Raw genomic sequence first — 13,269 nt, 5'->3', positions numbered from 1 at the left:
AGAGTCGCGCTCCTCACCGTCAGGGAAAAGCCTCATCCTGAGGAGCCGAGCGCAGCGAGGCGTCTCGAAGGGTGAGCCGCGTGAGACCGTCAATGTCCAAATCATTCCGCACCCTCGATGACGTCGATGTAAAGGGCAAGCGCGTGCTGCTGCGCGTCGATCTCAACGTGCCCATGGAAGATGGCCGCGTCACCGACGCTACCCGGCTCGAACGCATCGCCCCAACCATCACCGAGATATCCGGCAAGGGCGGCAAGGTGATCCTGCTGGCGCATTTCGGCCGGCCCAAGGGACGCGACCCCAAGGAGTCGCTAACGCCCGTCGCCGCCGCATTGGCGCACGTCATCAAGAAACCGGTAGCGTTCGCGGACGATTGCGTCGGCGGCGTCGCGGCAAAGGCGATTGGCGCGATGAAGGACGGCGACGTCCTTTGTCTGGAAAATACCCGTTTCCATAAGGAAGAAGAAAAGAACGATCCGGCGTTCGTGAGCGAATTGGCAAAGCTCGGCGATATCTGGGTCAACGACGCGTTCTCGGCTGCGCACCGGGCGCACGCTTCCACCGAGGGTCTCGGCCACAAGCTGCCGGCCTATGCCGGGCGTACCATGCAGGCCGAACTCGACGCCCTCGGCAAGGCGCTGGAAGCGCCGGCCAAGCCGGTGATCGCCATTGTCGGCGGCGCCAAGGTTTCCACCAAGATCGACCTGTTGGAAAACCTGGTCAGCAAGGTCGATGCGCTGGTGATCGGCGGCGGCATGGCCAACACTTTCCTGCACGCGCAAGGCATCGCCATCGGCAAGTCGCTGGCGGAGAAAGATCTGGCGGCAACCGCGCTGCGGATTATCGGCAAGGCTAGCGCTGCGAATTGCGCCATCATCCTCCCCGTCGACGCCGTGGTCGCGTTTCATTTCGTGGCCAATTCGCCGTGCCATGCCTACGGCCTCGATGCGATTCCCCCCGACGGCATGATCCTCGATGTCGGCCCGCAGTCGACCGCGCGGATCCATGCGGCGATCGACGATGCCGCGACGCTGGTCTGGAACGGCCCGCTCGGCGCGTTCGAGATGACGCCGTTCGACCGCGGCACCATGGTGGCGGCAAGGCACGCCGCCGAGCGGACCAAGGCGAAGAAGCTGATCTCGGTCGCCGGCGGCGGCGACACGGTGGCGGCGCTGAATCAGGCCGGCGTGGCCGGCGATTTTTCCTATGTTTCGACCGCGGGCGGCGCGTTTCTTGAATGGATGGAAGGGAAACCGCTGCCGGGTGTCGAGGTTTTGAAGATACGCTAGATCAAAGATCAGCGCCGGATCGGGCATCGAAGCCCCAACGCGGAGAACAGGACAGATGGCTCGCATCACGTTGCGTCAATTGCTCGACCACGCGGCGGAACACAACTACGGCGTACCGGCCTTCAACATCAACAATATGGAGCAGGCGCTGGCCATCATGGACGCGGCCTCCAGCCTCGATGCGCCGGTCATCATCCAGGCCTCGCGCGGCGCGCGCTCTTACGCCAACGACGTGATGCTCAAGCACATGATGGACGCGGTCACCGAAATTCATCCGCAGATTCCGGTCTGCGTGCATCTCGATCACGGCAACGAACCCGCCACCTGCATGACCGCGATCCAGGCCGGCTTCACCTCAGTCATGATGGACGGCTCGCTGAAGGCCGACGGCAAGACGCCGGGCGACTGGGACTACAATGTCGCCGTCACCAAAACCGTCACCGACATGGCCCATCTCGGCGGCATTTCGGTGGAGGGCGAACTCGGCGTGCTGGGTTCGCTCGAGACCGGCATGGGCGACAAGGAGGACGGCCACGGCGCGGAGGGCAAGCTCTCCCACGACCAATTGCTGACCAATCCCGACGAGGCGGTGAAGTTCGTCAAGGAGACCAAGGTCGACGCGCTGGCGATCGCGATGGGCACCTCGCACGGCGCCTACAAATTCACCCGCAAGCCGGACGGCGACATTTTGGCCATGAAGGTGATCGAGGAAATTCACCGCAAGCTGCCGAACATGCATCTGGTGATGCATGGTTCGTCCTCGGTGCCGCAGGACCTGCAGGACATCATCAACGCCAATGGCGGCAAGATGAAGCCGACCTGGGGCGTGCCGGTTTCCGAGATCCAGCGCGGCATCAAGAATGGCGTGCGCAAGATCAACATCGACACCGACAACCGGATGGCGATGACCGGACAGATCCGAAAGGTGCTGAACGATCATCCGGAAGAATTCGATCCGCGCAAGTATCTTAAACCCGCGATGGATGCGATGACCAAGCTGTGCAAACAACGGCTGCAGGAATTCAATACCGCGGGGCAGGCGAGCAAGATCAAGAAGGTGCTGACCACTGCCGAGATGGCGAAGCGCTATGTCAAGGGCGAGCTCGATCCGAAAGTCGCATGACACTCCTGGGCGGCCCGGCAGCCTCCGCTCGGCCGCACACGATCCCTTGGGAATTGCCCGAGAACCGTCTATTTTGACTTGCAAGGACCTGGAGCGTTTTCAAGCGAAGCGGAGACCGGTTCGCATCAGGAAAACGCGTCAAATCAAGAATCTAGGGCCCCGTCTCGATTCTGTCGAAACGGAGCAGCCCTAGTGCTCTGGAGGAGGCACCGATGAATCTCACCGATCTTAACAAAGTTGCTCTGGCCATGGTGACGGCCGGCAAAGGCATACTGGCCGCCGACGAATCCACCGGCACCATCAAGAAGCGCTTCGACGCCATCAGCGTCGAATCGACCGAACAATCCCGCCGCGACTACCGCGAAATGCTGTTCCGCTCCGGTGAAGCGATGGCCAAGTACATTTCCGGCGTCATTCTCTACGATGAGACCATCTGGCAAAATGCCAAGGACGGCACGCCGCTGGTGAAGCTCATCGAACAGGCAGGGGCGATCCCCGGCATCAAGGTCGACGAGGGTACGCAAGCCCTGCCGAACTGTCCGGGTGAATTGGTCACCGTCGGGCTCGACAAGCTCGCCGAGCGTCTGAAGAAGTATTACGAACGCGGCGCGCGGTTCGCAAAATGGCGCGCGGTGATCGATATCGGCCGCGGCACTGCCGGCGGCGGCACTGTCGGCCGGGATATCCCGACCATGACCGCGATCCACGTCAATGCCCACGCGCTGGCGCGTTACGCGGCCCTATGCCAAGCCGCGCAGATTGTCCCGATCGTCGAGCCCGAAGTCCTGATGGATGGCGATCACGATATCGAGCGCTGTTATGAAGTGACCCAGCACGTTCTCAACAACACTTTTCAGGAATTGCGGATTCAGCGCGTCGCACTGGAAGGCATGATCCTGAAACCAAACATGGCTATCGCTGGGAAGAAAAGTGCGAAGCAAGCCTCGGTTGAAGAGGTCGCGGAGAAAACCATTCGGCTGTTGAAGAGCTGCGTGCCTGCCGCGGTGCCCGGCATTGCCTTCCTGTCCGGTGGGCAATCCGACGAGCAGGCCACCGCGCATCTTGACGCCATGAACCGCATCGGCGGCCTGCCGTGGCGTCTCACCTTCTCCTACGGCCGTGCGCTGCAGGCGGCGCCGCAGAAGGCGTGGTCGGGAAAGGCCGAGAACGTCGCCGCGGGCCAGCGGGCGTTTATCCACCGCGCGCGAATGAATTCGCTCGCAACCAAGGGCGAATGGAAGGCCGATCTGGAAAAGAAGGCGGCATAGATTGGCCACTAAACCCGTTCCGCCCCGCCCCGTGCCGCGCCTCTATCTCGCGACCCCGGTGGTGGACGACCCGTCGTCGTTGCTGGCAAGCCTCCCCGGTCTCCTCGCCCAGGCCGATGTCGCCGCGGTGCTGGTGCGGCTTAAGCCGACCGACCAGCGCACCATGATCTCGCGTATCAAGGCGCTGGCGCCTGCGATCCAGGACAGCGGCGCGGCGCTCCTGCTCGATGGCCATGTCGAACTGGTCGCCCGCGCCGGCGCCGACGGCGCGCACCTGACCGGCATCGAAGCCATGGGGGAAGCGCTGCCCACGCTAAAGCCCGACCGTATCGCCGGCGTCGGCGGGTTGACGACGCGGCACGATTCGATGGCCGCGGGCGAAGCCGGTGCGGACTACGTGCTGTTCGGCGAGCCCGATGCGACGGGCCAGCGGCCATCGGCCGGGGCCATCGCCGAACGCCTGCAATGGTGGGCCGAACTGTTTGAGCCGCCATGCGTCGGCTTTGCGGCCTCGCGCGAAGAGGCCGGTGAATTTGCCGCAGCCGGCGCGGATTTCCTGCTGGTCGGCGATTTCGTCTGGAATGACAAGCGCGGGGCGGCGGCAGCGCTAATGGACGTGGAGCAGGCGATCAGGCAAGGCTATGCCGCCATGCCCGGAAGAGCCAAAGCCGAACAGAGATAGCGCTGGAATGACCATCCTGCGTCCCACATCGATCCTCCTCAGCTTTCTGATGTTGACGGCAGGCGCGACGGCACAGATCTCGCTGGCGCCTCCGGAGGCTGAAAAGCCGCCGCCAGCCAGCAAACCCGCGGCGAAGCCGACAGCAAAACCAGCGGCGGCAGCCAAGAAGCCCACAGCTCCCGGCGCGCCGGTGAAACCCGCGGCTCCCGCTGCGCCGGCCGCAACGGTGAACCCTGCGCCCGTGCCCGACGATCCCAATGTCGACCTGGTGTTCGGTGCCTATCAGCGCGGTCTTTACAAAACCGCGTTCGAGCTCGCGACCAAGCGCGCGCAGGACAACGGCGATCCCAAAGCGATGACGATGCTCGGCGAACTCTATGCCAATGCACTGGGCGTCAGGCGCGACTATGCCAAGGCTGCCGACTGGTACAAGCGCGCGGCCGATCGCGGCGACCGCGAGGCCATGTTCGCGCTGGCCATGCTTCGGCTCAGTGGGCGGGGCAGCTCCGTCAACCGCGAGGAAGCCGTGAAATTACTGGCGTCCTCGGCCAAACTCGGCAACCCGAAAGCGGCGTACAATCTTGCGCTGCTCTATCTGGACGGCCAGACGCTGCCCCAGGACCTCAAGCGCGCGGCGGAACTGCTTCGCCTTGCCGCCGACGCCGGCAATCCCGAGGCGCAGTACGCGCTCGCGACCTTCTACAAGGAGGGCACCGGCGTCGACAAAGACATCGAAAAGGCAGTGCGGCTACTCCAGGCGGCATCGCTCGCCGACAACGTCGACGCCGAGGTCGAATACGCCATTGCCCTTTATAACGGCACCGGCACGCCGAAAAACCAGCCCGCCGCCGTGGCCTTGTTGCGTAAGGCGGCCAAACAAAACAGTCCGATCGCCCAGAACCGTCTCGCGCGCGTCCTGGTGGGCGGACAAGGTGCGCCAATGGACAAGATCGAGGGCCTCAAATGGCATATTGTCGCGAAAACCGCCGGCAAGGGTGACCTTATGCTCGACGAGGCGCTCGCGGGTCTAAGCCCGGAGGACCGCGCCAAGGCCGAGGCCGCCGCGCGCCAATGGCTCGGCACCAAATGATCCGCCTTGACGGCACCACAACCGCAGGGCACCCACAGGGAAGCGCGGTCAGAGGCGTCCGATCGCGTCCAAATGACCAGAGAATCCCATCAATCCCTGTCCTGACCTGACGCTCAGGTCGCCTTGAGCCGAGATCATGCTGCATTCAGCCCTTATCAACGTCATGGTCAAGGCCGCGCGCCGCGCCGGTCGCAGCCTCAAGCGCGATCTCGGCGAGATCGAGAACCTTCAGGTGTCGCTGAAGGGACCTGCCAATTTCGTCACCATGGCCGACAGGCGCGCCGAGGAGATGCTCTACAGCGACCTCAGCAAGGCGCGGCCGGGTTACGGCTTCATCGGCGAGGAAGGCGGCAGCCGCGTGGGCGACGACAAGACCCATACCTGGATCGTCGACCCGCTCGACGGCACCACGAATTTCCTGCACGGCATTCCGCAATTCGCGATCTCGATCGGTCTGCAGCGCGAGAGCACCATCATCGCCGGGGTGATCTACAATCCGGCCAACGAAGAACTCTATATCGCCGAGCGCGGCAAGGGCGCCTTCCTCAACGATCAGCGGCTGCGCGTCGCCGGCCGGCGCAAGCTCGACGAATGCGTGATCGCCTGCGGACTGCCGCATATCGGACGCGGCGACCTCGAATTGTCGCGCGTCGAAATGAGCGAAATTCAGAACCGGGTGGCGGGCCTGCGCCGATTTGGCGCGGCCAGCCTCGATATGGCTTTCGTCGCGGCGGGCCGTCTCGACGGCTATTGGGAACGCGACCTGCAGCCGTGGGACCTGGCAGCCGGACAGATTCTCGTGCGCGAAGCCGGGGGCATTGTCAGCGGCATCGAGGGCGACGACGAGCCGCTCAAGAGCAGCAACGTGATCTGCGGCAACGAATTCGTTCACGCCGAACTTGTGAAGATTCTAAAGCCGCTGGCGAAGTAGGCGACAACCTTCGGCCGATTTTTTCAGGGTCCGCGCGCGCCCCAAGTTTGGCTGTCATCATCCGCAAAAGCGGATGATCCAGTGCGCCGCACCGCCGACGTTCAACTCCAGCGTGACGGATTACCGGATGCCCGCGTTCGCGGGCATGACGGCCGAGATTCTGCAGCGTTCCTATGGCTTCAGCGGTTCCGGCGGTCCATGCGGCTGTGCCGTTGAAACATCTTTCACCGTCTCGCGATCCCCCGCGAAAAAACGCTGCACGGCGACAAAAAACACCGGCACCATCAGCAGCGCCAGAATGACCACCGCGATCATCCCGCCCATCACGCTGGTGCCGATCGCCTGCTGGCTCGCTCCGCCGGCGCCGGTCGCGATCACCATCGGCAGCACGCCGCAGACAAAGGCAAGACCCGTCATCAGGATGGGGCGGAAGCGCAAAGTACAGGCTTCCAACGTCGCCTCGATCAGCGGCTTGCCTTGTGCCCGCAGATCCTTGGCGAATTCGATGATGAGAATGGCGTCCTTGGCGGCAAGCCCGATAATGGTGATCAGGCCGACGGTGAAGTAGACATCGTTCGGCAAACCGCGCAGCGTCGCCGCCAGCACCGCACCGCAGATGCCGAGCGGCACCGTCATCAACACCGCCAGCGGGATCGTCCAGCTTTCATAGAGCGCGGCGAGGCAGAGAAACACCACCAGCGCCGACAGGCCGAGCAGGAACGGCGCCTGCGAGCCCGATAGTTTTTCCTGCAGCGACTGCCCGGTCCATTCGTAGCCGAAGCCGCGCGGCAGCCGGTTCGCGAGCCGCTCCATCTCGGCAATCGCATCGCCAGAGGTGTACCCCGGCTTGGCCTCGCCGCTGATGCGCACGGCAGGATAGTAGTTAAATCCGGCGATCTGCGTCGGTCCCCTCGACCATTCGATCGAGGCAAAGGAGGAAAATGGCACCAGCTGGCCGTGTCTGTTCTTCACATTGTAGTTCAGGATATCGTCGGTATTCATGCGGCTGTCCTGATCAGCCTGTACGATCACCCGCTGCATCCGGCCGCGGTTCGGAAAGTCGTTGATGTAATTCGAGCCGAGATTGGTGGAGATCGTATTGTTGATATCCTCGAAAGTGACGCCGAACGCGCCCGCCTTCTCGCGGTCGATCATGACATTGACCTGTGGCGCCGGCGGCAGCCCTTCGACGTAGACCTTTTGCAAAACAGGACTCGCATTGGCCTCCGCGATCAGCTGATCGGAGGCGCTCACCAGCGCCGGATAGCCCTTTTGTCCGCGATCCTGCAGGCGGAAACTGAAGCCTGAGGAATTGCCGAGATTGTCGATCGGCGGCGGCTGCAGCGCGGAAATCTTGGCGTCGCGGATCGACGACAGATCCTTATTGATATCAGCGACGATGGCTGCGGCGGAGTCCTTCTGCGGACGCTCAGCCCAGTCCTTCAGCGTGATGAAGGCCTGCGCGGTGTTCATGCCCTGGCCGGAAAAGCTGTAGCCGGTGAGAAACGTCACGGTGTCGACGCCCGCGCGCTGCGCCAGATATTTTTCAACTGCCTCGACAACCGTCTCGGTGCGCTCATACGATGAGTCGGAAGGCGTCTGTACGTCGGTGGTGACAAAGCCCTGATCGTCCACCGGCAGAAAACCGCCGGGCAAGCGGATGAACGCCCAGCTCAGTCCGATCAGCAGCGCAGCATAGATCAGCATCAGCCGTCCGGTACGCTTCAAGGATCGTCCGACAATGCCTGCATAGCGATCCCTGACGGTATCGAGACCACGATTGAACCAGCCGAATACGCCCTTGCGGGCATGGGCATGGCCGGCCGTTACCGGCTTCAGCAGCGTCGCGCATAGGGCAGGCGTCAGCGACATCGCCAGCAGCGCCGAAAAGGCGATCGCGGCGACCATGGTGACCGAGAATTGCCGGTAGATGACGCCTACCGATCCCGGGAAGAACGCCATCGGCACAAACACCGCGATCAAGACGAGGGTGATGCCGATGATGGCGCCTGTGATCTGCGACATCGCCTTGCGCGTGGCTTCCTTGGGCGGCAGCCCCTCCTCCGCCATGATGCGCTCGACGTTCTCCACCACGACGATGGCATCGTCCACCAGAATACCGACCGCCAGCACCATGCCGAACATGGTCAGCATGTTGACCGAGTAACCCGCGAGCAGCAGCGTCGCACAGGTGCCGAGCAGCGCTACCGGAACTACAATGGTCGGAATGATGGTGTAGCGGATGTTCTGCAGGAACAGGAACATCACAACGAAGACCAGCACCACGGCTTCGACCAGCGTCGTCAGCACCTTCTCGATCGAGGCCTTCACGACAGGGGTGATGTTATAAGGAATTTCGTAGGCGATATTGGCGGGAAAGAACCGCGACAGCTCCTTCATCTTGGCTTCGACCGCACTGGCCGTGGCGAGCGCGTTGCCGGTCGGCGACAATAGCACCGAAAGACCGGCGGTCGGCTGGCCGTTTAACCGGGTGTTGAACTGATAGCTCAAGCCGCCGATTTCGATGCGGGCGACATCGCGCATCCGGACGGTCGAGCCGTCCGGATTGGCACGCAGGATAACCGCCCCGAACTCGTCGGGCGAGCTGAGTTGGCCCTTGACCAGCACGAGCGCCGAGATCCGCTGCTGCGGCGTGCTCGGCTCGGCGCCGATGCTTCCCGATGCGACTTGCGCGTTCTGGGCACTGATCGCCTTGTTGACGTCATCCGCGGTCAGGCCGTAGCCGACAAGCTTGGCGGGATCGACCCAGATACGAAGCGAACGCTCGGTGGAATAGAGCGTGGCGCGCCCCACGCCGGGAATCCGCCTGATTTCCCCGAGCACGTTGCGGATCATGAAATCGCCAAGCCCGATCTCGTCGAGGCTGCCATCGGTCGAGCGCAGCGTGATGATCTGCAGCACGGCGCTTGAGGCTTCCTCGATCAGAATGCCTTGCTGGATGACGGCGCGCGGCAATCGCGCTTCAACCCGTTTGATGCGGTTCTGCACCTCGACTGACGCCAGGCTGGTATCGGTGCCCGGCACGAAATTGGCGACAATCTCCACCTGTCCCAGCGAGTCGCTGGTGGATTCGAAATTCAGGATGCCGGAGGCGCCATTCAACTCCTCCTCGATCAGCCGCGTCACGCTGTTGTAGAGATTCTCCGGTGATGCGCCGGGATAGCTTGTGCTGACCGAGATCGAGGGCGGCGCAATGATCGGATACTGGGCGACCGCGAGCAGCGGAATCGAAATCGCGCCGATCAAACAGATGAAAAGCGCGACGACCCAGGCAAAGATCGGCCTGTCAATGAAGAAACTGGGCATGCCCGTCTACCGGACGGGTTGAATCGGCTGCGGGTCATCCGGCAATGCACCAGCAACCGACGCATTCGCGTCGGCCCACGCTTGCGGCTTGACCTTGTCGCCGGGAACGAATTTTTGAAATCCGTCGACGACCACGCGGTCGCCTTCCTTCAATCCGTCGCTCACCAGCCATATTCCGTCCTGCGCCGCACCGATGCGGACGGGTTGCGCGGCGATGCGACCGTCGTCCTTGACCACGAAGACCGCACTGCCGCCGCCGGCATCGCGCTGGATCGCCTGCTGCGGGACGGCAATGGCGTCGGTGTCAATGCCCTGTTCGATCAGGACCCGCACGTACATGCCGGGCAATAACTCGCGCTTTGGATTTGGAAACTGTCCGCGCAACGTCACCTGCCCGGTTTGGGCATCGACTTTGGCTTCCGAGAACAGCAACTTTCCAGGCAACTGATAGGTGGTGCCGTCATCCAGCAAGAGGCGAACCTTGGCAGCGTCAGGTGCGATCCGATCGAGCTCGCCATTGTCGAAGTCGCGCCGCAACTTGTTCATCTCGGTCACGGACTGGGTGAAGTCAGCATAGATCGGATCGAGCTGCTGAATCGTTGCCAGATTCGTCGTTTCATTCTGGACCACGAGCGCGCCTTCGCTGACCAGCGCCGCGCCGACGATGCCGCCGATCGGAGCACGAATGGTCGCGTAGTCCAGGTTTAGCCGTGCGCGCGCGACGTCGGCCTTGCGGCTGCCAATCTCAGCTTCCGCCTGTCGCATCGCTCCGATGGCTTTTTCATTCTCGGCTTCAGGCATGGCTTTCTGACTTGTCAGCGTCGCGACGCGGTGCGCATGCTGCGCAGCCAGATCGAACGCCGCCATCGCTTTCGCCAACGCGGCTTCGCTCGCCTGCAGCTCGACCTCGAACGGCCTCGGGTCGATCCGGTAGAGCGGGTCGCCAGCCTTGACCTCCGACCCCTGGTCAAACATGCGTTCCACCACGATACCGGATACACGGGGGCGGACATCGGCAACGCGGGTGGGCGCGATGCGGCCAGGCAATTCGCGCATCACGGCGCGGGACTGCGGTCTCACCGTAACGATGCCAACTTCGGGCTCAGACTTCGTTGTCGACATCGCTAAGCTTGGATCGTCGCAACCGGCGAGGATCGGCGCGAGGCCAGCCATCAAGAATGCAGCGCAAGCCACCCGCACGAGAACTCTGTTCATTGAAGTTTGGATCCCAGTTTTTTGAACGCGTTGATGAGCGGGCCACCAGGCGCGCAGAAGTGCGGCCCGGTTGGTTAGTCCAAACTCAACGCTCTTGTTTGACCGACAACATAAACACATTGGTTGCGTCGCAATATTATTTAAAGGCGGCTCAATGTCACACTCGCGCAAGCAATTGAAATAATAGAGCTTCCTTGGATTCACTCGATCGTGATTGCAGGTTGATCGGCACTATAAGAAAGTCATAAGAAATCTGATCAGGAAGCATAAGAAATCTGATTAGGAACCCGCCTTTGCGATGCGCGGCGAAGCAGCAGCCGGCCGAAAGATTGGGCAGCATATGCATCGAATCGGTCGCTGCGGTCGGCATAACCTAACAACCCGCGGTCGCGAGAAAGAATTAGCGCCGGCGTCGCATCCACAACGCGGTGTCGTTGCCGACATTGCGGAGAATGCTTTTGATCTCGTGGCGGTTGGAATCGAAATTGCCAATCCCCTCGAGCGCGGTGCGCTGATAACGCGTGCCGCTTCAACGCCATTCCTTCTCGACCTCCAATAAATCAGCATACTGCCGGATCAGATGATGGCTCGGCATCACCCGCCGGTGAAGAAATGCTGCGCGATCCGTCGACGCCATCGAACAAGTACGCGCCCGAACGATGGGGTAAAGACGTGCATGAAGAGCCGACCGTCGGCTGCGAGCCATGACCTGATCCGCATCATCAATTCGCGCCAGTTGATGACGTGCTCGAACATTTCAACCGGCACGATGCGGTCGAACTGCCGCTCCGGACCGAACACGTTCAGGTCCGCCGTGACGACGCGAAGATTTTTCAATCCGCAGGCGGCGGCATCACCCTCGATGTTCGCGCGGCGTATGCGATTTCTAAACCGCCGTTTTGCGACAGCAGCGGAAAGAACATGCTGGTGCGTGGCTGATACTCGCGATAGCGCTCGCCCCGCGAGCGCAGCATCTGCTCATCGAGCGGCGGAGGGGTAGGCGAGCCAGCCGAATCATTCGAAGAAATAGTTCGGATCGCGCGACCAGCGCCACGGCCCGACGTCGCAGACCCGGCCCCAGCCGGCGGAACGCTTCGGAAATGCTTGAGCTGCGCGTCGGCCAGCGCTTCGAGATGCAAAGCGAATCATGCCAATATCCGGTGACCGGCTCAGGCGTCAAAGATTGGTTGAATACGCATGACATCCACGTCCGGTTTGGCTCAGAAGTTCCCTTTCGGCCTGCAACTGGGCTTTTTTCCCGGCACCGCTGTGCCATATTGGTGGCCGAACGTACCTCCTCGCAACGGATGACATCGGCAATGCCTTCAGGCCCCTCTTCCCGCTCCGCGATGGAGATCGAACTGAACAAACTGTCCTCTCCACGGATTTTCCTGGTGCGGATGCTGGTGTTCCTGGTGCTGTGCGCGCTGGTGATGGTGGTGCTCTACAAGCAGCTCATCGTTGCCTTCTTCGCCAATCCCGGCCTGAATGCGCTAATCGGCGCAGTGCTCTTGATCGGCATCATCCTGTCGTTTCGCCAAGTGATCCGGCTCTATCCGGAAGTCGCCTGGGTCAACAACTTCCGCATCGCCGATCCCGGCCTCGCCATCGACCGCCACCCGACGCTGCTGGCACCAATGGCGGCGATCCTTGGCGGCGAGCGCAGCGGGAAGATGACGATCTCGCAGCAAACCATGCGGCATCTCCTGGATTCCATCGGCACACGGCTCGATGAGGCCCGCGACATTTCACGCTACATGACAGGCCTGCTGGTGTTCCTCGGGCTGCTTGGGACCTTCTGGGGCCTGATCGAAACGGTCGGCTCGGTCGGCAAGGTGATCGATGGGCTGAGGGTCGGCGGCGACGCCGGCTCGTTGTTCGATACGCTGAAGGAAGGTCTGGCCGCGCCGCTCAGCGGCATGGGCATTTCGTTTTCGTCGTCGCTGTTCGGCCTCGCCGGTTCGCTGATTCTCGGCTTTCTCGACCTGCAATCGAGCCAGGCGCAGAACCGGTTCTATACCGACCTCGAGGACTGGCTCGCCACCACGGTGCGCGAGTATTCCGGCGAGATCGGCGCCGGCACGGGCGGCGAGCTTCAGGCAGCCGTCGAACGGTTGCGGACCTCGCTGGAAGAAGGCGGCGCCAGCCGCGGCACCGCGTCCGCGATGGCCAATCTCGCCGAAGCCATTCAAGGTCTGGTCGCGCATATGCGCACTGAGCAGCAGATGATCCGCGAATGGGCCGATGGTCAGGGCGAGCAGAACCGCGAGATCAAGAAATTGCTCGAACGGCTCGCGCGCCAGCCCGAGAAAAGCTAACCAGGCGTTTCCGTTTCGCATCGAGG

Annotated in this window: 10 protein-coding genes and 1 pseudogene; 7 read left to right on the top strand and 4 right to left on the bottom strand. The window is 62.3% G+C overall.

From position 1 onward, the window contains the following. The first annotated feature begins 92 nt into the window (after window positions 1-92). The 6 genes from pgk (at window position 93) to N554_RS0100770 (ending at window position 6,383) form a co-directional block, all read left to right on the top strand. On the top strand, window positions 93-1,289 hold the full coding sequence (pgk, locus tag N554_RS0100795; protein ID WP_029581723.1) for a phosphoglycerate kinase: 1,197 nt from the start codon (window positions 93-95) through the stop codon (window positions 1,287-1,289). A gap of 55 nt (window positions 1,290-1,344) precedes the next feature. Next, window positions 1,345-2,412, top strand: a complete 1,068-nt coding sequence (gene fba, locus N554_RS0100790; protein ID WP_029581722.1) for a class II fructose-bisphosphate aldolase — start codon at window positions 1,345-1,347, stop codon at window positions 2,410-2,412. A 212-nt stretch (window positions 2,413-2,624) separates the two neighbouring features. After that, on the top strand, window positions 2,625-3,680 hold the full coding sequence (locus N554_RS0100785; protein ID WP_029581721.1) for a class I fructose-bisphosphate aldolase: 1,056 nt from the start codon (window positions 2,625-2,627) through the stop codon (window positions 3,678-3,680). 1 nt (window position 3,681) lies between these two features. Next, complete coding sequence (locus N554_RS0100780; protein WP_029581720.1) at window positions 3,682-4,362, top strand: thiamine phosphate synthase; 681 nt, start codon at window positions 3,682-3,684, stop codon at window positions 4,360-4,362. Window positions 4,363-4,369: 7 nt separating this feature from the next. Then, window positions 4,370-5,452: a tetratricopeptide repeat protein gene (locus N554_RS0100775; protein WP_029581719.1), complete on the top strand. Its 1,083-nt coding sequence runs from the start codon at window positions 4,370-4,372 to the stop codon at window positions 5,450-5,452. Window positions 5,453-5,588: 136 nt separating this feature from the next. Next, window positions 5,589-6,383 carry an inositol monophosphatase family protein gene (locus N554_RS0100770; protein WP_029581718.1) on the top strand — a complete coding sequence of 265 codons (795 nt, stop codon included), beginning with the start codon at window positions 5,589-5,591 and terminating at the stop codon, window positions 6,381-6,383. Window positions 6,384-6,554: 171 nt separating this feature from the next. Here the strand turns inward: N554_RS0100770 and N554_RS0100765 are convergent, their stop codons facing one another. From N554_RS0100765 to N554_RS42830, 4 genes and pseudogenes are all read right to left on the bottom strand, one after another. Then, window positions 6,555-9,710, bottom strand: coding sequence for a multidrug efflux RND transporter permease subunit (locus N554_RS0100765; RefSeq protein ID WP_029581717.1), 3,156 nt, complete (start codon window positions 9,708-9,710; stop codon window positions 6,555-6,557). 6 nt (window positions 9,711-9,716) lie between these two features. Next, window positions 9,717-10,925 (bottom strand): efflux RND transporter periplasmic adaptor subunit, encoded by a 1,209-nt coding sequence (locus tag N554_RS0100760; protein ID WP_029581716.1) that lies wholly within the window; start codon window positions 10,923-10,925, stop codon window positions 9,717-9,719. 594 nt (window positions 10,926-11,519) lie between these two features. Next, the gene (locus N554_RS42835) at window positions 11,520-11,762 is read right to left on the bottom strand and encodes an SAM-dependent methyltransferase (protein ID WP_051677222.1); all 243 of its coding nucleotides are present in this window, start codon (window positions 11,760-11,762) and stop codon (window positions 11,520-11,522) included. Beyond that, window positions 11,759-12,055: pseudogene (locus N554_RS42830) on the bottom strand (DUF1295 domain-containing protein); the annotation flags it as partial. The gene N554_RS42835 and the pseudogene N554_RS42830, both read right to left, overlap by 4 nt. Before the next feature lie 189 nt (window positions 12,056-12,244). Here N554_RS42830 and N554_RS0100740 point away from each other — a divergent pair. Further along, window positions 12,245-13,243: a flagellar motor protein MotA gene (locus N554_RS0100740; RefSeq protein WP_029581713.1), complete on the top strand. Its 999-nt coding sequence runs from the start codon at window positions 12,245-12,247 to the stop codon at window positions 13,241-13,243. Window positions 13,244-13,269 lie beyond the last annotated feature (26 nt).

It is taken from the genome of Bradyrhizobium sp. URHD0069, assembly GCF_000701345.1.
Taxonomy (GTDB): domain Bacteria; phylum Pseudomonadota; class Alphaproteobacteria; order Rhizobiales; family Xanthobacteraceae; genus Bradyrhizobium.
The sequence above is the reverse complement of the archived record's forward strand: the minus strand, read 5'-3'. Positions and strand labels throughout refer to the sequence as shown.